At 63.5% G+C, this 21,702-nt stretch carries 15 protein-coding genes; 1 reads left to right on the forward strand and 14 read right to left on the reverse strand.

The window, feature by feature from the left end; genetic code table 11:
* The first annotated feature begins 23 nt into the window (after window positions 1–23).
* Entirely contained in the window at window positions 24–1,787 is a 1,764-nt protein-coding gene (locus D0T21_RS29180; protein WP_116993315.1) for an allantoate amidohydrolase, read from the forward strand.
* Here the strand turns inward: D0T21_RS29180 and D0T21_RS29185 are convergent.
* From D0T21_RS29185 to D0T21_RS29250, 14 genes are all read right to left on the reverse strand, one after another.
* Window positions 1,778–2,650, reverse strand: coding sequence for a PEP-CTERM sorting domain-containing protein (locus D0T21_RS29185; RefSeq protein WP_199538605.1), 873 nt, complete (start codon window positions 2,648–2,650; stop codon window positions 1,778–1,780). The two genes, D0T21_RS29180 and D0T21_RS29185, sit on opposite strands and share 10 nt — an antisense overlap.
* 154 nt (window positions 2,651–2,804) lie before the next feature.
* Window positions 2,805–4,019 (reverse strand): cytochrome c, encoded by a 1,215-nt coding sequence (locus D0T21_RS29190; protein WP_116993314.1) that lies wholly within the window; start codon window positions 4,017–4,019, stop codon window positions 2,805–2,807.
* Window positions 4,016–4,567 carry a (2Fe-2S)-binding protein gene (locus D0T21_RS29195; protein ID WP_116993313.1) on the reverse strand — a complete coding sequence of 184 codons (552 nt, stop codon included), beginning with the start codon at window positions 4,565–4,567 and terminating at the stop codon, window positions 4,016–4,018. The genes D0T21_RS29190 and D0T21_RS29195 overlap by 4 nt, the downstream gene beginning before the upstream one ends.
* A complete protein-coding gene (locus D0T21_RS29200) occupies window positions 4,564–7,389 on the reverse strand; it encodes a xanthine dehydrogenase family protein molybdopterin-binding subunit (protein WP_116993312.1) in 2,826 nt (941 codons plus the stop codon). The genes D0T21_RS29195 and D0T21_RS29200 overlap by 4 nt, the downstream gene beginning before the upstream one ends.
* A 107-nt stretch (window positions 7,390–7,496) precedes the next feature.
* The gene (locus tag D0T21_RS29205) at window positions 7,497–8,822 is read right to left on the reverse strand and encodes a tetratricopeptide repeat protein (RefSeq protein WP_229211681.1); all 1,326 of its coding nucleotides are present in this window, start codon (window positions 8,820–8,822) and stop codon (window positions 7,497–7,499) included.
* A gap of 49 nt (window positions 8,823–8,871) precedes the next feature.
* Window positions 8,872–10,545, reverse strand: a complete 1,674-nt coding sequence (locus D0T21_RS29210) for a bifunctional diguanylate cyclase/phosphodiesterase (protein ID WP_116993311.1) — start codon at window positions 10,543–10,545, stop codon at window positions 8,872–8,874.
* A gap of 83 nt (window positions 10,546–10,628) precedes the next feature.
* The gene (locus D0T21_RS29215) at window positions 10,629–11,864 is read right to left on the reverse strand and encodes a Zn-dependent hydrolase (RefSeq protein ID WP_116993310.1); all 1,236 of its coding nucleotides are present in this window, start codon (window positions 11,862–11,864) and stop codon (window positions 10,629–10,631) included.
* Between the two features lie 18 nt (window positions 11,865–11,882).
* Entirely contained in the window at window positions 11,883–13,277 is a 1,395-nt protein-coding gene (gene hydA, locus D0T21_RS29220; RefSeq protein WP_116993309.1) for a dihydropyrimidinase, read from the reverse strand.
* Between the two features lie 19 nt (window positions 13,278–13,296).
* A complete protein-coding gene (locus tag D0T21_RS29225; RefSeq protein ID WP_116993308.1) occupies window positions 13,297–14,778 on the reverse strand; it encodes an NCS1 family nucleobase:cation symporter-1 in 1,482 nt (493 codons plus the stop codon).
* A gap of 60 nt (window positions 14,779–14,838) precedes the next feature.
* Window positions 14,839–16,134, reverse strand: a complete 1,296-nt coding sequence (preA, locus tag D0T21_RS29230; RefSeq protein WP_116993307.1) for an NAD-dependent dihydropyrimidine dehydrogenase subunit PreA — start codon at window positions 16,132–16,134, stop codon at window positions 14,839–14,841.
* Window positions 16,134–17,504, reverse strand: coding sequence for an NAD(P)-dependent oxidoreductase (locus D0T21_RS29235; RefSeq protein WP_116993306.1), 1,371 nt, complete (start codon window positions 17,502–17,504; stop codon window positions 16,134–16,136). Before D0T21_RS29235 ends, preA begins: the two co-directional genes overlap by 1 nt.
* 28 nt (window positions 17,505–17,532) lie before the next feature.
* A complete protein-coding gene (locus D0T21_RS29240; protein ID WP_116993305.1) occupies window positions 17,533–19,035 on the reverse strand; it encodes a CoA-acylating methylmalonate-semialdehyde dehydrogenase in 1,503 nt (500 codons plus the stop codon).
* A 22-nt stretch (window positions 19,036–19,057) separates the two neighbouring features.
* A complete protein-coding gene (ald, locus tag D0T21_RS29245) occupies window positions 19,058–20,173 on the reverse strand; it encodes an alanine dehydrogenase (protein ID WP_116993304.1) in 1,116 nt (371 codons plus the stop codon).
* A 13-nt stretch (window positions 20,174–20,186) separates the two neighbouring features.
* Window positions 20,187–21,503 carry an aspartate aminotransferase family protein gene (locus D0T21_RS29250; protein ID WP_116993303.1) on the reverse strand — a complete coding sequence of 439 codons (1,317 nt, stop codon included), beginning with the start codon at window positions 21,501–21,503 and terminating at the stop codon, window positions 20,187–20,189.
* Window positions 21,504–21,702: the final 199 nt, after the last annotated feature.

Genomic DNA, 21,702 nt, shown 5'->3' on the forward strand with positions numbered 1-21,702 from the left:
CTCAGTTGCGATTACACTAGGCTATGACCACACTATCCGAATTAAACAGCTGCGACGCCGCCACCTTCACCGACCGCCTGCGCGGCATCTACGAGCATTCGCCGTGGATACCGGAACGGGCGGTGGCCCAGCGGCCCTTCGCCAACACCACCGCGCTCAAGCTGGCCTTGCAGGCGGTCGTCAGCGCCGCCACGCTGGACGAGCAACTGGGCCTGATCCGCGCCCACCCCGAACTGGCGGGCAAGGCCGCGGTATCCGGCCAGCTGACGGCCGAATCCACCAACGAGCAAGCCAAGTCCGGCCTGCACCTGTGCAGCGCCGAAGAATTCACCACGCTGCACAAACTGAACGCGGACTACAACGACAAATTCGGCTTCCCCTTCATCCTCGCCGTCAAAGGCCCGGATGGACAAGGGCTGACGCGCCGCGCCATCATCGCCACCTTCACGCGCCGCCTGAAGAACCAGCGCGCCGACGAAATCGCCGAGTGCCTGCGCCAGATTAAGCGCATCGCCGAGCTGCGCCTGAACGACCTGCTGGGCATGACGCTGGACTTCGGCCCAACCATCATGCAGTGGTGCGAAACCATAGCCGCATGGAGCGACACCGACAACAGCGCCAACGCGGACTTCGACCTGACCTGCGCCTACATGACGCCAGCGCACCGCAAGACCGCCGCACAGCTGGTGGACTGGATGCGCGAAGCCGGCATGGATGCGCAGATCGACGCCGTCGGCAACGTGGTCGGTGTCTACCGCTCCGACGCGCCGGATGCGAAGACGCTGATGACCGGCTCCCACTACGACACCGTGCGCAACGGCGGCAAGTACGACGGCCGCCTCGGCATCCTGCTGCCGATCGCCATCGTGCGCCACTTGCACCAGCGCGGCGAGAAGCTGCCCTTCCATTTCGAGATCGTCGGTTTCGCCGAGGAGGAAGGCGTGCGCTTCAAGAGCACTTTCCTGGGCAGTAACGCGGTGACCGGCCGTTTCGACCTGTCGCTGCTGGACCAGACCGACGCCGATGGCGTCACCATGCGCGACGCGCTGCTGGCCGCCGGTCACGACGTGGCGCGCATTCCCGCCATCGCGCGCGATCCGGCGCAACTGCTCGGCTTCGTGGAAGTCCATATCGAACAAGGCCCGGTGCTGCTGGAGCGCGACCTGGCGCTGGGCGTGGTGACGGCCATCGCCGGCAGCTCGCGCTACCTGGTCGAGCTGACCGGCCTGGCCAGCCACGCCGGCACCACGCCGATGACGATGCGCAAGGACGCGGCAGCGGCGGCGGCGGAAATCGTGCTGCTGGTGGAGCAACGCTGCGCGCAGGGCGAGTCGCTGGTCGGCACGGTCGGCCAGTTGCAGGTGCCCGGCGGCTCGGTCAACGTGATACCCGGCGCATGCAAGCTGTCGCTGGATATCCGCGCCGCCGACGATGCGGTGCGGCTGGCTGCGGTCAAGGATGTGTTGGACGGCATCGCGGCGATCTGCGCGCGACGCCAGGTGGAAGTGAGCATGCAGCAGATCGTCGACGCCTCGGCCGCGCCGTGCGCGCCGCGATTGATGCGACAGTTCGGCGCCGCCATCGAGCGCGCCGGCCTGCCGCGTTTCGACCTCCTTTCCGGCGCCGGTCACGACGCGATGGCGATGGCCGCAGTCACCGATGTGGCCATGCTGTTCACTCGATGCGGAAACGGCGGCATCAGCCACAATCCGCTGGAGACGATGACGGCGGACGATGCCGACATCGCCGCCCATGTCCTGCTGGATTTCCTGCGCAGCTACGCCTGAGCACTGTCCACCGGCGAGCGCCGGCGGCGCCCCAGCACCAGCGGCAACACGCCCGCCAGCAACAGCGCGACGCTGCCTGGTTCCGCCACCGCCGTGGCGCCCACCAGCGAGAACGAAGCGTTGAAAGCGCCCGCGCCGACAATGTCAGTGCCGATGCGCAGCCAGTCCGGCGCCAACGGCTCGTTGCGTATCCAGCTTTGCAGGTCAGGGGCGAAGGGGCCGGTGCCGCCCACGACAGGCTTCGCGGCGGACAGCCAGTAGAACTCCCCTCCCGTCACTTCCACCTGGGGCACGAAGAAGTAGTGATCGGCCGGCAGATCGAACGGCGTGCCGAAGTTGACGACGACCGTCACCTCGGTGCCGCTGATCGGGCCTTCACCGCCGGTTGTCGGTCCCGGCAAAGGGTTGATGCCATTGAGGACGCTATTGGCGGCGCTGAAGGCGCCCAGCGTAACGACCGAAAAGGTCAAGCCGCCGCCACTATCGCGACTGTCGAACGCCACGTCGGACGGCGAATTGGTACGCGTCGGCACGCGGCCGGATGGGGGATTGGTGGAGTCCTTGGGGAACACGCGATAGATCTCCGCCACCACCTGGCCGATATTGGCCGCCGTGGCGCCGCCGGTCAGCAGCCCGGTGAAACTTGCGCTGGTAATGCTGGTGTGCGAGCCGAGTATGAAATCGTCCGCCGTTTCGATTTCAACCTTGCCGGCGCTGCTGGGCCGCGTGGCCGTGCCGATCAGGCCATCGGGGCCGCCGGTGCTGAAGAAAAACGGCGCGGCCGATGCAGGCAATGCCACCGCCATCGTGGCAAGCACTGCGCCAAGCATGCAGCCGCGCCGGATTTTGGAATGGATGTTCATGTCGCGTCTCCCTGGTCAAGCGCCGGCGGGACTGCCGGCCGTTGAGACGCGATGCAGGAAGCATGCCCTGACAGGTAAAACCAATAAAGTCAGTGACTTGGCGTTTCGGCTCCCGCCGCGACGCCTTCAGTTGTCAAGAAAGCCGACAGCGATTTCAAGGCGTGCGCAAATCCTTCACCTGGGATTCGCTGACCGTACCCGCCTGTCCGCCCCAGCTGACGCGCAGGAAATTGGTCAAACCGGCGATCTCCTTGTCACTCAACTTGGTCGCGAAGCCCGGCATGGCCTGCATGCTTTCCTTCCTGCCAAAGCGCTGCGCCTCGATGCCGTCCAGCGTGACGGTGATCAGGTTGCGCGGATCGGCGCTGCGCACCGTGGTGTTGCCCTTCATCGCCACCGCCACATGCGGCTTTCCGCCGCCATCGACGCCATGACAACCGGCGCAGACGGCGATGTAGGTACGGCGGCCCGCATCGATCGCCGCATCGCCGATGGCCGCAGCGGGCTTCAAAGGCTGCGGCGGCAAGGGCTTGTCACCCAGAAGATAGGTGGTCATCGCCCACATGTCGCCCGGCGTCAGATGCTGGGTGCTCAGGTGGACCACAGCGAACATCTCGCCGTAGGCCGAGCCTTGCGGCGCAACGCCAGTGCCGAGGAATGACGACAGGTCGGCCGCAGTCCATCCGGATGCCGACAGTCCCGCCGGCGAGATGTCCGGCGCGGCGATGCGCGCCATCGCACTGCCGCTCAAAGGTTTTGCGCCATCCATCTGCCCCAGCGAGCCGCGCGGCGTATGGCATTCCGCACAGTGTCCCATCGTGTTGACCAGGTAACGGCCGCGCAGATAGGCGGGCGACTGGCCGGCCGACGCATCGGGCAGCGAGTCCTTCAAGAACAGCATGTTCCAGAAGCGCATGCCGAAGCGCATGTTGTAGGGGAACTTGAGATCGGCGGCTTTGCTGGCCACCGCCGCCGGCTTGATCTGCATGAGGTAGGCGAAGATGGCGTCGCTGTCGGGGCGGCTCATCGAGCGGTAGGAGGTGTAGGGCATGGCCGGATACAGATGCCGGTCCGGCGCCACGCCGTCGCGCAAGGCTGCATAGAACTCCTCGGCGGTCCATTTGCCGATGCCGTGTTCCTTGTCCGGCGTGATGTTGGTGCCGTAAAAAGTGCCGAAGTCGGATTTCAATTCCACGCCGCCGGCAAACGGCGCGCCGGTGGCCGACGTGTGGCAGGCGGCGCAATCGGCCGCCTTGACCAGATAGCGTCCACGCGCGACGGCATCGCTGCCTGCGGCGGCCTGGGCGCCGCCCGACAATACGGCCAGCAGCGCCACGGAGGCGCGAAGGGCAAGAGAGCGGCTCATCATTTCCCCTCCTTCACCAGACCGGGTGTACTCAGCACGACATCCTTGACCGCTTCGAAATAGCGCACATAGCCTGTACAGCGGCAGATGTGGGCGTTCAGGCTTTCGGTGATGGTCTCGTCGATCTGGTCTCGGCTGACCGGCGTGCGTTTCAGGCGCTCCAGCAGCACCGTGGCCGCGTTCACAAAACCCGGCGTACAGTAACCGCACTGGAAGCTGAAATGTTCGAGGAATTTTTGCTGCACCGGCGACAGCGCCACCACCTCGCCCTTGTCGTTCAACTTGGCGTGGCCCTCCACCGTGCGCACTTTTTTACCGTCGAAGAAATGCGCACCGGTGATGCAGGAGCGGACTTCTTCACTGGTGCCGTCGGCTTTATCCAGGATCACCACGCAGGCGTGACAAACGCCCTGGCCGCAACCCAGGCGGGAGCCGGTCAGGTCCAGGTACTCGTGCAGAAAGTCGATCATCATCACGCCTTCCGGCGCCGGTATCGGGCCGACGGTCTTGCCGTTGATGGTCAGCGTAATCGGTTTGGTCGCGATGCTCATGCCAGCACCTCCTGGATATGTTCCGGCGTGACCGGCAAGTCGGTGAAACGGTGGCCGATGGCGTGCGCGATGCCGTTGACGATGGCGCCGACCACGGGAATCATCACCACCTCCGCGATACCCTTGGGCGTATCGGTCTCCGTCAACGGCGGCAGGATATCCGCCGTCTGCTTCCACACCGCGACATCGCTGGCGCGCGGCAGTTGGTAGCGGTTGAAGTTCCAGCTGCCGTTGCCCGGACCGTCCTCGTACAGCGGCAGGTACTCGTACAGCGCATGGCCTATGCCCATCGCCAGCCCGCCCTGCAGCTGGCTCGACACCAGCTGCGGCGACAGCATGCTGCCGCACTCCATGATGGAATGATGGCTGAGCAGCTCGACCTTGCCGCTGGCCTCATGCACCGACAACTCGACCAGCGTCCCCACCGCGCTGTAGTAGGTGACGGTGGCGTTATTGCGCTGCACCGGCGGGATGAACACGCGCTTGCGGTTCAGCACATGGTAGCCGCCGGTGGAGCTCATGCTGGCTTTCTTGCCCTTGTCCGCGCCGTCGCCGTAGCGCAGCGACAGGCCGTCTATCGGCAGGCGCACGCCGGCGCCGTTGACATCGAACTCCGCCTCCGTCCACTGCCAGCGGTTGAAAACGTGCACCGTGGCGCCGGTCACCAATCCCAGTTCATGCGCCTTGCTCGCCAGCTGTTCGTACGACAGCGCCTGCAGACCGCCGGCGGACAGCTTGCCGTCGACCCAGCGCGCATCCTCCACCCGTATCACCAGCGACGCCGCCTGGCCGCCGGCATAGCCTTCGCTCCAGATGGCCATCGCGGCCGGCCACAGGCCATGCATGAAGACCACGCGCGCCGCTTCGCGCGTGCTGTGCGTGAAGTAATAGGCGGAATTGGTGGCGCTGGCCGGAGAGCAGTAGGTCGGCGACCAGCGCGGATTGGCCGACAGCTTGTCCTGGTCCGCCTGGCTCATGATGTAGGGATCGCCACTGCTGACCACCGGCAGGTCGTCCCATTCGGTGACGGCGGTATGCACCACGCCGGCCGGCTTGCCCAGCCATTTGGCGCAGGCCACCGCCTGCGACGTCGACATGCCGGTGCCGATCTCGGTGCCGCTGTGCGACAGCTCGATCGCGCCGTCGGCGCTGATCTGCACCTTGGCGAAGGAGCTCTCGGCGCCGGTGCCGAAGTCCTTCTGCACGCAGGCGAATCCCACGCCGTAGCGGTGGCCGGGATGCGCCGCCTCGAACGCGCGCTTGGCGCCGGCACGGCCGGACCACAGCGGATGTACCTTGGCCTTTTGCAGCACCTCGTCGACCCGCACCGCACCGGCCGGTATCGCGCCCTGCGTGTTCTTCATCCCGGACCGCAGCGCGTTTTTCAGCCGAAAATCGATCGCGTCCAGCCCCAGCTTCTCCGCGAATTCATCGATCATCATTTCGGTTGCGGCCATGCTCTGCAAGGTGCCATAGCCACGCGCCGATCCTGCGTCGATGGCGCGCGAGGCGATGGCGACGGCGGCGAAATCGTTCTTCGGAAAATAGTAGATAGACTGTGCGGCGGTCGCCGACACCATCGCCACCGACGGCGAAAAGTTACAACGCCCGCCGCCGTTGGCCTCGAAATATCCCTGGAACGACTGCAGCATCGCGCTCTTGCGGTCGACCGCGATGCGGTACTTCATCTTGAACGCATGGCGCTTGATCGACGACTGGAACTGTTCGTAGCGGTCGTTGGCCAGCCGCACCGGAACGCCGTTCGCGTAGAGCGCCGTCATCAGGCCGTAGAACGGAAAATTGTAGTGGTCCTTGGAGCCGTAGCCCACCGTGTAGCACGGATGCAGGAACAGCTTCTTGAGCGGGAACTTGCTCTTCTTGAGCATTTCTATCGTACTGTCGATGACCTCCTGCGGCGACTGCGTCGGCACCACCATGTGCAGCGTTTGCGCGGCGGCGTCGTACCAGCAGTTGGCGTTGTCCGGCTCCATCGCGGCCGTATCCACCGACTGCGTGTTGTAGTCGCGCTCCAGCACCAGCCAGTCGGCCGGCGGGCGATCCAGCTCCTCCTTGATCTGGTTGGCGTAGTACATGCCCTGCTCGCCCAGCTTGCCGTGCTCTATGCCGTCCGGCCAGACCGGCTGCTGCTTGCGCATCGCGCTGGGGAACACCGGCGCGTTTTTCAGGCTGGAGAAAACGTCCATGTCGGCCGAGGTGGCGCCACCCACCCGCACAAAGCGGAAGGTGCCCCACGGGTCGCGCTCCATCGGCGGCGCGGCGGCGCCGTAGCGCACCACGCCCTCCTTGAACTGCAAGGCATCCTTGGCCGCGCGGAAGCGGGCGAAGTCGTTGAAGATCAGGACCGCCACCGCGTGCCCGAGATAGGCAGGCTGCTTCCCGGCCGGAAGCAGCATGTCCGTGCCATAAAAACCGGGGAAGGCGACACCGTCGCGCACCAGGTCTTCCGCCGTCACGATGCGGTCCGGTTTCAGGTCCGCCCCCAGCAGGGACAGGTCGATGCCGTCAAACAGCGCGTCGGTGCGGGTGGTGCGCAGCATCAGGGCGTGGGCTTGTTGTTGCGGCCAGTGCGGCATGTCGCGCGAGCGGATGTCGCGGGCGAAGACTTTGGCGCCGGTGACCTTGGACAGGCCATCGATACGGAATTTGGCCAGTCCGGCCTTGCCGTCCCAGGCGACCGGTGTGAGGATTTTTTCCTCGAACAGGGCGGCGAGCGCCTTGCCGCCCAAGGGCGCGATGTAGACCGAAACGCCAGCAACCACGCTGGCCTTCAAGAAACCGCGGCGTGAAATGTCCCCATTCATCTTGTAACCTCCAGTGTGTCAGGTCAAGCGTTTCTTCTTTTTCGAGTAACCTAGTTGACCAGAGAGCGGGGAACGAGTCAACATCTTTCAGCGGGGCGCCGCCACAGTTAATCGCAGCGCAACAGGAGCAGTTCGCGCCTGACGGTGTCGATCACCGGCGCCCAATCGCCGGCGGTGGATTGGCGGAACAGGCGCATGGCCGGATACCATGGCGTATCGCTACGTCCGGTGAGCCAGCGCCAGTCGCAGCGATAATCCGGCAGCAGCACCCAGCAAGGCTTGCCCATGGCGCCCGCCAGATGAGCTACCGCCGTATCCACGCTGATCACCAGATCGAGGTTGGCGATGACGGCTGCGGTGTCGGCGAAGTCGCGCAGTTGCGGGCTGGCTGCGTACAACGGCATGCCGGCGGGCGGATTCAGGGCTTCGTCCTCGCCCTGGCCTTTTTGCAGGCTGACGAAGTGTACTGATCCGGCGCCTGCCAGTGACACCAGCGGCGCAAGCGTCTCCAACGACGGCAGCGAACGGTCGGCATCGTTCTCGAAATCCGGGTTCCCCTTCCACGCCACTCCGACCCGCAAGCCTTGCTGCGGCAGGCGGCCGGCCCAAAGCCGCACCAGTTCCGGCTCCGCAGCGAGGTAGGGAGTCGCCACCGGCATGGTGGAAAGGCTTACACCGAGCGTGGCGGCCAGGCGCATTGGGTGCGTCCAGTAGTCCCAGTGCTCATCCGGGACCGGATCGCCCAAGGCGTACAGCCGGTCGACGCCCTCCAGCGTGGCGAACAGGCGCTTCAACGGCGCATGGCAGATCACGGCGACACGCGACGCTCCGCGCGCCTTCAGCTGAGTGGCATAGCGGCAGAAATGGATCATGTCGCCCTGTCCCGCTTCCAGCACGATCACCACTGACTTGCCATGCAAGGGCTCACCGTCCCAGCGCGGACAGGCGAAGGTATGCGCCAACGAGTCGAACTGCCAGCGCGCTTCGAGCAAGGGCAAGCCTTCCTCAAAGCGTCCCTGCCGCAGCAGCACGTAGGCCAGATTGAAGCGCGTCCGCGCATCCCCCGGGTCCAGCGCCAGCGCGCGGCGGTAGCATAGTTCGGCCTCCTGCTCGCGCTTGACGCAAGCCAGCAACACGCCCAGCTGGCTCCACGCGGATGGTGATTCCGGCGCCAGCTCCAGCGCCATGCGTGCCGCAGCTTCCGATTCTTCGAAGCGCTTCGCCTTCAGCAGCAGCACGCCAAGATTCTGGTAAAGCTGCGCATGATCGGGCATCAGCGCGATCGCCTGGAGATAGTGGAATTCGGCTTCCGCCAGCGCGCCCTGCTGCTCCTTCAGATAACCGAGATTGGCGCGCGCGGCGCCGTGCATGGGTTCCAGCATCAGGGCCTGCAAAAAGCAGTCCTCCGCAACGGCAAGGTCGCCGGCGGCCATGTGGTGATTTCCATCGAGGTAGGCTTGCTGTGGATCCGAATATATCAATCTATAGGCCTGCGATGAGTGTCAACAGCTCCGGCTCGGGGAGCGGCTTGCTGAATAAATAACCTTGATAATACTGACAGCCTTCGGCAATGACAAAGTCGAGCTGCTCCTGCGTCTCCACGCCCTCGGCCAGTACCGACATGTTCAGCGCCTTGCCCAGCGAGACGATAATGCGGACGATCGCAGCGCCGCTGTCCTCCTTGACCGCGCTCCAGATGAAGGAACGGTCGATCTTCAGCTGGTCCAGCGGCAGCCGGTGCAGATAGGACAGCGACGAATAGCCGGTGCCGAAATCGTCCAGCGCGAAGCTGACGCCGGCGGCGCGCAGCTGCTGCATCTTCCCTACCGTGCCCTCGACATCCTTTAGCAGCAGGCTTTCCGTCAGTTCCAGCCGCAGCCTGTCGGCGCGGGCGCCGGTCTGCGCCAGCACCTCCAGCACATGTTCGACGAAGTCCGGCCGATGGAATTGCGAAGCGCTGACATTGACCGCAATTTCCATCCCGGCCGTGCGCGCGTCACCGGCCCATTGCGCCAGCCGGCTGCATGCCTCGCGCATCACCCAGCGCCCCAACGGCAGGATCAGGTTCGACTCCTCCGCCACCGGGATGAATTCTGCAGGCGGCACCAGGCCGCGCTGCGGATGTCTCCAGCGCACCAGCGCCTCGGCACCGGCCATGGTTCCATCCATGCGCATCAACGGCTGGTAGTACAGCACGAATTCATCATTGCCCAGTGCACGCCGCATGTCGGTTTCCAGCGCGGCCCGCGCGCTGACGCGCGCCTGCATCGCCGGATCGAAGAACGAGACGGTGTTGCGTCCCGCCGCCTTGGCCTGGTACATGGCCAGGTCGGCACGTTTCAGCACATCGTCCACGCCAGCGCAGGCGCCGCTGAAAACCGTGATGCCGATGCTGGGCGTGCTGTGTTGTTCTATCCCCTCGATATCGAACGGCTCGGCGAACGCGCGAACGATCTTGAGCGCCATGTCCTGCGCCACTCTGGCGACTTCGTTCTCGGTGCTACCCAAATCCTCCAGCAGCACGATGAACTCATCGCCGCCGAAACGGGCCACCGTATCGCATTCGCGCACTTCGGCGCTCAGGCGGGCTGCGACCAGCTGCAACAGCATGTCGCCCTTGTCGTGGCCGCGCGTGTCGTTGATGGTCTTGAAGTTATCCAGGTCGATGAACAGCATGGCGCCCAGGTGACCCAGCGACAGCGCATGGCCGGCGCGATCCAGCAGCAGCTGGCGGTTGGGCAGCCCGGTGAGCTTGTCATAGAACGCCATGCTGTGGATCTGCGCCTCGATGGCCTTGCGCTCGCTGATGTCCCGGAAATAGATCGTCACGCCTTCTTGCGACGGATAGGCGCGGATCTCGGTCCACAGATTGAGCGGAGCGTAGTGCTCCTCGAACGCCACGGGGCTGTTGCTCTCCACCGCCTGGTGGTAGGCGCGGTAGTACGGGCCGTCGACCGCCTCGGGAAATACCGACCATACGTTCTTGCCCATCACATCGAGACGCTGCACTTGCAGCAGCCGTTCCGCATTGCCGTTCATGTAGCGGACATTCCAACTGCGGTCCAGCATCAGGACCGCATCGGAGATGCTTTCCAGCGTGGCCGTCAGGCAGGCTGTCTCCAGCGCCGTCGCGAGAGATTGGGGTGGTTCTTGCATGTTGAAAGCCGGGAGAGCCCTGATCCGTTCTTGTGGCCTGGGTAGGCCACTACGGGTCAGTATGCCCTCCGGCCGGGCGGCGGTCAAACGATACGGGCGCGCTCCAGCATTGCATGCAACAGAACGTTGCAGCCTGCTTCCAGGTGTTCGGACTTGGCGTCCTCGATTTCGTTGTGGCTGATGCCATCCTTGCAAGGGACGAAGATCATGCCGGCAGGCGCCAGCCGCGCGGCGTAAATCGCATCGTGGCCCGCGCCGGAAACGACGTCCATCGTCGAATATCCCAGCTTGGCGGTGGCGTTGCGCACCGCGTCCACGCACTCCGGGTGGAACGAGCATGGCGGGTAGTAGGACACGCGCTCGATCGAAATCTTCAAGCCGGTTTCGCTGCGGGTCTTGTCGATAAAAGCCAACATCTCTTCGTGCATGGTGTTGAGCAGTTCATCGTTCACGTTGCGCAGGTCGATGCTGAACTTGACCTCACCGGGTATCACGTTGCGGCTGTTCGGGAATACCTGCACCATGCCTACCGTGCCGCGACCGTATGGTGGGTAGCGGTTGGCGATGGCGACTACTTCCTGCATGATCCGGGTCGACACTTGCAGCGCATCCTTGCGCAGGCCCATCGGCGTTGGGCCGGCGTGGGCTTCCATGCCGGTCACCACGCAGTCGTACCAGGACAGGCCCATCACCGCCGGAACCACGCCGATCACCTTGTCGGCGTCCTCCAGCACCGGGCCTTGTTCGATATGGGTTTCGAAGTAGGCGCCGATGGGATGGTCGCCAGGCACCTGATCGCCCTTGTAGCCGATGCGTGCCAGTTCCTCGCCGACGGTCTTGCCTTCGGTGTCCTTGGCGGCGTAGGCCGTCTCCAGGCTGAAGGCGCCGCAGAACACGCCGGAGCCCATCATCACCGGCACGAAGCGCGAGCCTTCTTCATTGGTCCAGAAGGCGACTTCGATCGGCGCTTCGGTCTTGATCTTCAAATCGTTCAGCGTGCGCACCACTTCCAGGCCGGCCAGCACGCCGTAGTTGCCGTCGAATTTACCGCCGGTGGGCTGGGTGTCGATATGGCTGCCGGTCATCACCGGCGGCAGCGCGTTGTTGGTGCCGTCGCGGCGCATGAAGACATTGCCGATCTGGTCGACCGTGACCGACATGCCGGCCTGCTTGCCCCAACCTACAACGAGGTCGCGGCCTTGCTTATCCAGGTCCGTCAGGGCCAGTCGCTTGACGCCGCCCTTGGCGGTGGCGCCTATCTGTGCCAGTTCCATCAGCGCCGCCCACAGGCGGTCGCCATTGATGCGCATTTCGCTCATTACCTTGCTCCTATTTGATTAGCGCGCCGACGTCGGCTTGAACGACGGACGGTCGATATGGCGGCCCGCGCCCTCCACGGCCATCAGCACGCCGCGATGGAACACGACGTTACCTGCGGCCAGCGTGGTGCTCGGGATGCCGCGCACGGTGCGGCCTTCGAATACATTGAAGCCGCCCTTGGCGAACTGCGTCAGCGACGAAATGGTGCGGCTGCCTTCCGGGTCCCAGACCACGATGTCGGCATCGGCGCCGACGGCGATCACGCCCTTGCGCGGATACATATTGAAAATCTGCGCGGCGTTGGTCGACGTCACCTTGACGAACTCCGAAGGCGTCAGCAAACCGCTGTTGACGCCAGCGTCCCACACCACGGACATGCGGTCTTCCACGCCGCCGCAGCCGTTCGGGATCTTGGTGAAGTCGTCCTTGCCGGCGGCCTTCTGCTCGGCGCAGAACGTGCAGTGGTCGGTCGCGGTAGTGTGCAGGTTGCCGCCTTGCAGACCATGCCACAACGCGGCCTGGTGATGCTTGCTGCGGAACGGAGGGCTCATCACATGGCCCGCCGCGAAGTCCAGGTCCTCGCTCTGGTACACGCTGTCATCGATGACCAGGTGGCCCGCCAGCGCCTCGCCGTACACGCGCTGGCCGTTGGCGCGGGCGCGCGTGATGGCGTCCAGCGATTCGGCGCAGGAGACGTGCACGATATACACCGGCGTGTTGAGCACATTGGCGATCGCGATGGCGCGGTTGGCCGCTTCCGCCTCCACTGCCGGTGGACGCGACAGCGGATGCGCGCTCGGTCCGGTCATGCCCTTCTTCAGCAGGTCCTGCTGCAACTGATAAACCAGCTCGCCGTTCTCGGCGTGCACGGTCGGAATCGCGCCCAGCTCCAGCGAGCGGCGGAAGCTTTTCACCAAGGTCTCGTCGTCGGCCATGATGGCGTTCTTGTACGCCATGAAGTGCTTGAAGCTGTTGACGCCATGATCGCGCACCAGGATGCCCATGTCGCGGTGCACCGTCTCGTCCCACCACGTGATCGCCACGTGGAAGGTGTAGTCGCCGGCGGCCTTCTGCGCCCAGCCGCGCCATTGGTGATAAGCCTCAATCAGGTTCTGCTTCGGCGCCGGTATCACGAAATCCATGATGGTGGTGGTGCCGCCGGCCAGGCCGGCCGCCGTGCCGGTGTAGAAATCGTCCTGCGTGACGGTGCCCATGAAGGGCAGGTTCATATGGGTGTGGGTATCTATCCCGCCCGGCATCACGTACTGGCCGCTGGCGTCGATCACCTTGGCGGACGCCGGCGCATCCAGGTTGTCGCCGACGGCGACGATCTTGTCGCCGTAGCAGAGCACATCGGCACGAAAAGCCCGGTCGGCATTGACGACAGTGCCGCCACGGATGATAGTTGTCATGGACATCTCCTGAATCTCTCTAGGGGTGAGCAGCCCGGATCGCGGGCACCGCTTTGCCCTTCATCATAACCCCATACACTAGCGCGGAAATAGCGATTCCCACAAACCAGGCATAGGTATAAATCGTTTTAAAGACGGGCGCCACATCGGGGAAGGACGCCGGGAAAGCGGCATTGAGAAAGCCTGGGATATTCGGCACCACGCCGACCACAAACGCCACCAGCGCGGCCGTGTTCCAGCCGTTGCCATATGAGTACTGGCCGTCTTCACGATACAGTTCGCCGACATTCAATTCGGTCTTGCGCACCATGTAGTAGTCGACGATCAGGATGCCGGCGATAGGCCCCAGCAGCGCCGAGTAACCGATCAGCCAGGTGAAGATATAGCCTTGCGTGGATTCGAGTATTTTCCATGGCATCATCAGGATCGCGATGCCGGCAGTGATGTAGCCGCCCACCTTGTACGAGATCTGCTTTGGCGCCAGCGACGAAAAATCGTAGGCCGGACCGACCAGGTTGGCCGCCAGGTTGACGGACACCGTATCGATCAGCAGGATCAGCAGCGCGATCAGCACGGCGGCGCCGGTCATGCGGCTGGCCAGGTCGACCGGATCCCAGATCGCCTTGCCGTACAAGACCACGGTGGCCGAGGTGACGATCACCGCCATCATCGCCAACAAGCCCATAGGCACCGGCAGGCCGACCGACTGGCCCAGCACCTGGTCGCGCTGCGATTTGGCGAAGCGCGTGAAGTCGGGAATATTCAGCGCCAGCGTGGCCCAGAAGCCGACCATCGCCGTCAGCGAAGGCCAGAACACGGACCAGAACTGGCCGGCCTTCTTGCCGCCCGCGACAAATTGCGAAGGCGCCGACAGCAGGTCGCCGAAGCCGCCGGCCTTGTTGTAGACCCAGCCAAGCAGCACGAAACAAATCAGGATCTTGAGCGGCGCGGTATAGGTTTCCAGTTTGCGGATCGCGTCCATGCCGTGCACGATGTACCAGAACTGGATGCCCCAGAAAGCCAGGAAGCACAGCAGCTGTCCGCCGTTGATGCCGAGGCCCGCAATCTTGTCGCCGCCGATGTCGCCGCCCAGCATCACGCCGAGCAGCGTGTAGATCATCTGGCCGCCGAACCAGGTCTGGATGCCATACCAGCCGCAGGCGACGATGGCGCGCATCAGCGCAGGCAAGCGCGCGCCGGCGGTGCCGAACGACGAGCGGGCCAGCACCGCATACGGAATGCCGTACTTGGTACCGGCATGGCCGATCAACAGCATCGGCAGCAGAACAATAGCGTTCGCAAGGAACACCGTCAGCACGGCCTGGTAGCCGGACATGCCGCCTTCAATCAAACTGGCGGACAGCGTGTAGGCCGGTATGCACATCACCATGCCGACCCACAGTGCGGCGAAGTGATACCAGCGCCAGGTGCGTTGCGCCGCCGTTGTCGGGGCCAGGTCTTCGTTCCAGAGTTGCGTGCTGCCAGAGAGTTCTTTGCTCACGGGGCTTTCTCCAAAGGTTGATGATCCTTCTATCGCTGCAAGTTCCGTACCTTATACCGTTTATACTGTTTCCGTCACCTTGATGTTCTCCGCGCGCGGGTTGCGCGGGTCCTGCGTCCAGTTCATGTATGGCTTGCCTGTATTCTGCGGCACCATCGTGATGCAGCCCTGCACCGGGCAGGTGATTTCGCACAGGTTGCAGCCCACGCATTCTTCCTTGATTACTTCATACGTGCGCACACCGCTGGCCGCGTCGATGAGTTGCGCGATCGACTGGTGCGACGTGTCTTCGCACGCCACATAGCAGCGGCCGCACTTGATGCAGTCATCCTGGTTGATCTGCGCGATCACCTGGTAGTTCATGTCCAGGTATTTCCAGTCCGTCGTATTCGGCACAGCCTTGCCGACGAATTCACTGATGCTCTTGTAGCCCTTCTCGTCCATCCAGCGCGACAGGCCGTCCTTCATCTCTTCAACGATGCGGAAGCCATGCAGCATGGCGGCGGTACAAACCTGCACGCAGCCCGAACCCAGTGCCATGAACTCCGCCGCATCGCGCCAGTTGCCGATGCCGCCGATGCCGGAGATCGGCAAGCCCTTGGTCTGCGGATCGCGCGCGATCTCGGCGACCATGTTCAGCGCGATCGGCTTGACGGCCGAACCGCAGTAGCCGCCGTGCGTGCTGGCGCCGCCCACGATCGGGAAAGCCACCATCTGATCCAGGTCCAGATGCGTGATCGAGTTGATGGTGTTGATCAGCGAGACCGCATCGGCGCCGCCGGCCTTGGCGGCGCGCGCCGGTGCGCGCACGTCGGTGATGTTGGGTGTCAGCTTGACGATGACCGGCAGCTTGGAGTGCGTCTTGCACCAGCGCGTGACCATCTCCACGTATTCGGGAACCTGGCCGACGGCCGCGCCCATGCCGCGCTCCGGCATGCCGTGCGGGCAGCCGAAGTTAAGTTCAATGCCGTCGGCGCCGGTGGCTTCCACCAGCGGCAGGATATCGGCCCACAGTTTCTCTTCGCACGGCAGCATCAGCGAGACGATGATGACGCGGTCCGGCCAATCCTTCTTCACCTGCGTGATCTCTTGCAGATTGATTTCCAGCGAACGGTCGGTAATCAGCTCGATGTTGTTGAAGCCGAGGACTTCGCGGTTCTTGCCGTAGTGCGCCGAGTAGCGCGACGATACGTTGACTGCGGCCGGATCTTCACCCAGCGTCTTCCACACGACGCCGCCCCAACCCGCCTCGAATGCGCGCACCACGTTGTAGGCCTTGTCGGTCGGCGGCGCGGAGGCCAGCCAGAACGGATTGATGGACTTGATGCCGCAGAATTCTATGCTCAGGTCAGCCATTATGCAGCCTCCTTCATACCGTTGATGTCTTGATGAATGGCGTGTGCCGCCAGTTTTCCGTGCTGTACCGCCTGCACGGTCAGGTCCTGTCCGGGCGCCACACAGTCGCCGCCGGCGTAGATGCGCGGCAGGACTGTACGGAACTGATCATCGACGTGGATTTTGTCACCGTCGCGTTTCAGCGTTTTCGCCAGTGGATCACTGATGCTCTTTTCGTCCATGCTCTGGCCGATGGCTTTGAAGATCGCGTCGGCCGCGATCTCGAAAGTCTCACCGGTGCCAGCCAGACGGCCGTTGGTGATTGCGGTTTTCTCGAAGCGCATGCCGCGCACGCGGCCCGCTTCGTCCAGCAGCACTTGCTGCGGCTGGGCCCAGGTGCGCATGCGGACCTGGTTTTCTTTCGCAATGTGTTGTTCGTGTTCGGTGGCGCTCATCGCGTCGAAGCCGCGGCGGTACACCAGCGTGACTTCTTCCGCGCCGAGGCGCTGGATCTGCACCGCCATATCGATCGCGGTATTGCCCGCGCCGATGACGATGGCGCGCGCAGGCAGCGGCAGCTTGCTCAGGTCATCGGCCTGGCGCAGCGCGGCGATGTAGTCGACGGCGGCCAGCAGGCCGGGAGCGTCTTCGCCGGTCAGGCCCAGCTGCTTGCTGGCGCCCAGGCCCAGGCCGAGGAACACGGCGCTGTATTGTGCGTACAGGTCTTTCAGCTGCAAGTTGCCGCCCAGCGTCTGGCCATGCTTGATTTCGATACCGCCGATTTGCAGCAGGAAGTCGACTTCCTTCTGCGCGAAGTTATCGGTCAGTTTGTACTTGGCGATGCCGTATTCATTCAGGCCGCCGGATTTTTCTTTCGCTTCGTAGATCACCACGTCGTTGCCCAGCATCGCCAGGCGGTGCGCGCACGACAGGCCTGCGGGACCTGCGCCGACCACGGCGATCTTCTTGCCGGTCGATGCGGCGCGCGCGAATGGATGCTCGGTGATCGTCATGTTGTCGATGGCATAGCGCTGCAACAGGCCGATCTTCACCGGCTGGCCTTCGGCATCGTGATTGCGCACGCAGGCGTCTTCGCACAGGATCTCGGTCGGACAGACGCGCGAGCAGCTGCCACCCAGGATGTTCTGCTTGAGGATGCCGACGGCGGCGCCGTTGATGTTCTCGTCGTGGATATTGCGGATGAAACTGGCGACGTCGATTTCGGACGGGCAGATGCGCGTGCACGGCGCATCGTAGCAATACAGGCAGCGCGAACTTTCGATCGCGGCCTGGCGCGCGTTCAGCGCGGGTGCCAGGTCAGTGAAGTGTTCCGCCAGTGTGGCATTGGCTTCCTTCGGCTGGGGCATGTATTTGAGAGATTCGATCATCATACGATTTCCTGGCTAGACGTGGTGGCGATTACTTCATCTGTGGGAATGCAAATTCTGCGCCAGCGCTTGCGGTATTCGGCCAGCGCTGCATCACTGCCTTGTGGCGCGTGTAGAAACGCACGCCTTCGGGACCATATGCGTGATGGTCGCCGAACAGGCTGCGCTTCCATCCGCCGAAACTGTTGAAGGCCATCGGCACCGGCAGCGGCACGTTCACGCCCACCATGCCGACCTGGATCTGGCGCACGAACTCGCGCGCCACGCCGCCGTCGCGCGTGTAGATCGCCACACCGTTGCCGTACTCGTTACGGTTGATCAGCTCCACCGCGCTGCCCACGTCCGGCGAACGCAGCATGCACAGCACGGGGCCGAAAATCTCTTCCTTGTAAATCGTCATATCCGGCGTGACGTGATCGAACAAAGTGCCGCCGACGAAGAAGCCGTTCTCGCGTCCCGCTACAACGTGGTTGCGTCCATCGACCACCAGTTTCGCGCCCTGCTCCACGCCCTCGCCAATCAGGCGCTCTATACGCTGCTTGGCCGCGCTTGAAACGACAGGCCCCATTTCGGCGTCCGACGCCATACCATCGCGCACTTTCAGTGCAGCGGTGCGCTTTGCCAGTGCGTCGACGATCTTGTCGCCCGCATCGCCAACCGCCACCACCACGGAGATCGCCATGCAGCGCTCACCGGCCGAACCGTAGGCCGCGCCCATCAGCGCATCGACCGTCATCTCCATGTCCGCATCCGGCATGACGACCATGTGGTTCTTCGCGCCGCCCAAGGCCTGCACGCGCTTGCCCGCAGCGCAGCCGCGCGAGTAGATGTATTCGGCGATCGGCGTCGAGCCGACGAAGCTCACCGCCTGCACCACCGGATGATCGAGCAGCGCATCGACAGTCACCTTGTCGCCCTGGATGACGTTGAACACGCCATCAGGCAAACCAGCTTCCTTCAGCAGCCGCGCATGCAGCAGCGACGGCGATGGATCGCGTTCGGAAGGCTTGAGAATAAAGGTGTTCCCGCATGCCAGCGCAACCGGGAACATCCACATCGGCACCATCACCGGGAAGTTGAACGGCGTGATGCCGGCCACCACACCCAGCGCCTGGCGCATCGACCAGGCGTCGATGCCGCGCGAGATCTGGTCGGTGAATTCGCCCTTCAGCAGCTGCGGAATGCCGACCGCGAACTCCACCATCTCGATGCCGCGCGCCACTTCGCCTTGCGCATCGGCGAAGGTCTTGCCGTGTTCACGCGTCAGCATCGCCGCGAATTCGTCGGTGTGCTGCTGGCACAGTTGCAGGTATTTGAAGAGAACACGGGCGCGCGTCAGCGGCGGCGTGGCGGACCACGCCGGAAAGGCTTTTTCCGCTGCGCGCACGGCGGCATCGACTTCTTCCGTCGTACCCAGGGCGACCCTGGCCACCGGTTCGCCCAGCGCGGGATTGAATACGTCCGCATAGCGGCCGCTTTGCGTATCGACTTTTACGCCGTTGATGAAATGGGTGATGGTATCCAGGTTGCTCATGATGTTCTTTCTAGTTTCGGCATCAGCCCAGCAGGCTGTCCGGGTCTACATAGGTATAGCCAAGGCCGTGCGCCACCGCTTCATAGGTGACGTGACCGAGACAGACATTCAAACCGTTCTTCAAATGCGGATTGGCTTTCAGCGCTTTCTGCCAGCCCTTGTCGGCCAGCGCCACCGCGTGGCCGATGGTTGCGTTATTCAATGCGAAGGTCGACGTGCGGGCGACGGCGCCCGGCATGTTGGCCACGCAGTAGTGGATCACGCCGTCGACCACGTAGGTCGGCTTCTCGTGCGTGGTGGCGTGCGAGGTTTCAAAACATCCGCCCTGGTCGATGGCGACGTCCACCACCACCGCGCCCGGCTTCATGCGCGCGATCATTTCCTTGGTCACCAGCTTGGGCGCAGCGGCGCCGGGCACCAGCACGCCGCCGATCACCAGGTCCGCGTCGAGCACCGCTTCCTCGATCGAGTGAGCATTCGAATACATGGTCGAGATGCGGTTGCCGTAGATCAGATCCAGCTGGCGCAGGCGGTCGATGTTCTTGTCCAAAATCGTCACGCGCGCGCCGATGCCGACCGCCATCTGCAAGGCATTGGTGCCGACCACGCCGGCGCCGATGATGGCGATATGGCCCGGCGCCACGCCCGGCACGCCGCCCAGCAACAGGCCCATGCCGCCCTTGGATTTTTCCAGGTGCGCGGCGCCGGCCTGGATCGACATGCGCCCCGCCACTTCGCTCATCGGCGCCAGCAGCGGCAAGCCGCCGTTGGCGCCGGTGATGGTTTCGTAGGCGATGCAGACCGCGCCCGATTCCACCAGCGCCTTGGTTTGTTCCGGGTCCGGCGCCAGGTGCAGATAGGTGTACAGGATCTGCCCCTTGCGCAGCATCGCGCATTCTTCCGGCTGCGGTTCCTTTACTTTGACGATCATCTCGGCGCGGGCGAAGATTTCGGCCGCAGCTTCGACGATGGTTGCGCCGGCGCCTTCATACATCGCATCGCTCAAACCGATGGCGACGCCGGCGTTTTTCTGCACAAGTACTTGATGGCCACGCAATACGAGTTCCTTCACGCTGGCCGGGGTAAGGCCAACGCGGGACTCCTGGTTTTTGATCTCTTTTGGGACGCCTACCAGCATGGTGTTCTCCTCGTTAGTTTAAGTTTTTAAGTACCGTCGTCAGCTTTCCAAAAAGTTCGTCAATGTGTTTTTTCTCCAGTACCAACGGCGGCGACAGGGCGATGATGTCGCCCGTCGTACGTATCAAAACGCCGTCAGCAAAGGCCTGCTTGAAGGCGGCGAATGCCCGCGCGCCCGGCTTGCCGGCGATAGGCGCCAGCTCGATGCCGGCGATCAGGCCGATAGTGCGGATGTCGATCACGTGCGGCAGGCCTTTGAGCGAATGCACCGCGTCGGCCCAGTATTCGGCCATGCCGGCGGCGTGTTCGAGGATCTTCTGTTCCTTGAACACTTCCAGCGTCGCCAGCGAGGCGGCGCAGGCGACCGGGTGGCCCGAGTAGGTGTAGCCGTGGAACAGCTCAATGCCGGCCGGCGCTTCCATAAAGGCGTCGTGGATGAATTTTTTGCTGAACACCGCGCCCATCGGAATCACGCCGTTGGTCAGGCCTTTGGCGGTGGTCATCATGTCCGGCTCGACGTCGAAGTAGTCGGCCGCGAACGGCGTCGTCAAACGGCCGAAGCCCGTGATGACTTCATCGAAGATCAGCAGGATGCCGTGCTTGGTGCACAGCTCGCGCAAGCGCTTCAGGTAACCCTTAGGCGGTATCAGCACGCCGGTGGAACCGGCCACCGGTTCGACGATCACGGCGGCGATGGTCGATGCGTCGTGCAGCGCGACGATGCGTTCCAGTTCGTCGGCCAGCTCGGTGCCGTATTCAGGCTCGCCGCGCGTGTAGGCGTTCTTCTCCAGATTGTGCGTGTGCGGCAGGTGATCGACGCCGGGCAGCATCACGCCGTAAGGCTTGCGGTTGCCGGCGATGCCGCCCACCGAGATGCCGCCGAAGCCGACGCCGTGGTAGCCGCGTTCGCGGCCGATCAGTCGCGTGCGGCTCGCTTCACCGCGCGCCTTGTGGTACGCCAGCGCGATCTTCAGCGCCGTGTCCACCGCTTCAGAACCGGAGTTGGTGTAGAACACGTGGCCGAATTTGTGGTTGGTGTACTCCATCAGCTTTTCGGCCAGGTCGAAGGCGGCCGGGTGGCCCATCTGGAAGGTCGGCGCGAAATCAAGCTGGCCCACCATCTCGCGCACGGCGGCGACGATCTTCGGCTGCGCGTGGCCGCAAGGTACGCACCACAGGCCGGCGGTGCCGTCCAGGATGCTGTTGCCGTCGACGTCCTTGTAGTACATGCCTTCCGCCGACACCAGCAGGCGCGGATGGGCTTTGAAATCGCGGTTGTTCGTGAAGGGCATCCAGAAGGACGCCATCGATTCAGGTCTGGATTCGTTCATGCTCATCTCCTAGAGTAACAGTTTGCTCGCAAACGTATGGATTTTTTTGACGAACCGTAAAAAAATTTACCAGTTGGCAAAATGATGATGCAATAATAGACAGCGCAACAACTATGGCACAGATACACAAATATCAAAACTGCCCAACCGTACTGGCAACAAAAACACTACAGTTTTGCTTTACGCTTTAAGTGGAGTC

It is taken from the genome of Duganella sp. BJB476 (assembly GCF_003416895.1).
Lineage (GTDB): Bacteria > Pseudomonadota > Gammaproteobacteria > Burkholderiales > Burkholderiaceae_D > Rugamonas.

What these genes read in the sequence shown, in the direction of transcription:
- D0T21_RS29185 (WP_199538605.1), bottom strand. Translation starts at nt 2,650, where the DNA reads ATGAACATCCATTCCAAAATCCGGCGCGGCTGCATGCTTGGCGCAGTG.
- hydA (WP_116993309.1), bottom strand. Translation starts at nt 13,277, where the DNA reads ATGACAACTATCATCCGTGGCGGCACTGTCGTCAATGCCGACCGGGCT.
- ald (WP_116993304.1), bottom strand. Translation starts at nt 20,173, where the DNA reads ATGCTGGTAGGCGTCCCAAAAGAGATCAAAAACCAGGAGTCCCGCGTT.
- preA (WP_116993307.1), bottom strand. Translation starts at nt 16,134, where the DNA reads ATGGCTGACCTGAGCATAGAATTCTGCGGCATCAAGTCCATCAATCCG.
- D0T21_RS29235 (WP_116993306.1), bottom strand. Translation starts at nt 17,504, where the DNA reads ATGATGATCGAATCTCTCAAATACATGCCCCAGCCGAAGGAAGCCAAT.
- D0T21_RS29250 (WP_116993303.1), bottom strand. Translation starts at nt 21,503, where the DNA reads ATGAACGAATCCAGACCTGAATCGATGGCGTCCTTCTGGATGCCCTTC.
- D0T21_RS29195 (WP_116993313.1), bottom strand. Translation starts at nt 4,567, where the DNA reads ATGAGCATCGCGACCAAACCGATTACGCTGACCATCAACGGCAAGACC.
- D0T21_RS29240 (WP_116993305.1), bottom strand. Translation starts at nt 19,035, where the DNA reads ATGAGCAACCTGGATACCATCACCCATTTCATCAACGGCGTAAAAGTC.
- D0T21_RS29210 (WP_116993311.1), bottom strand. Translation starts at nt 10,545, where the DNA reads ATGCAAGAACCACCCCAATCTCTCGCGACGGCGCTGGAGACAGCCTGC.
- D0T21_RS29190 (WP_116993314.1), bottom strand. Translation starts at nt 4,019, where the DNA reads ATGATGAGCCGCTCTCTTGCCCTTCGCGCCTCCGTGGCGCTGCTGGCC.
- D0T21_RS29180 (WP_116993315.1), top strand. Translation starts at nt 24, where the DNA reads ATGACCACACTATCCGAATTAAACAGCTGCGACGCCGCCACCTTCACC.
- D0T21_RS29200 (WP_116993312.1), bottom strand. Translation starts at nt 7,389, where the DNA reads ATGAATGGGGACATTTCACGCCGCGGTTTCTTGAAGGCCAGCGTGGTT.
- D0T21_RS29205 (WP_229211681.1), bottom strand. Translation starts at nt 8,822, where the DNA reads ATGGCCGCCGGCGACCTTGCCGTTGCGGAGGACTGCTTTTTGCAGGCC.
- D0T21_RS29215 (WP_116993310.1), bottom strand. Translation starts at nt 11,864, where the DNA reads ATGAGCGAAATGCGCATCAATGGCGACCGCCTGTGGGCGGCGCTGATG.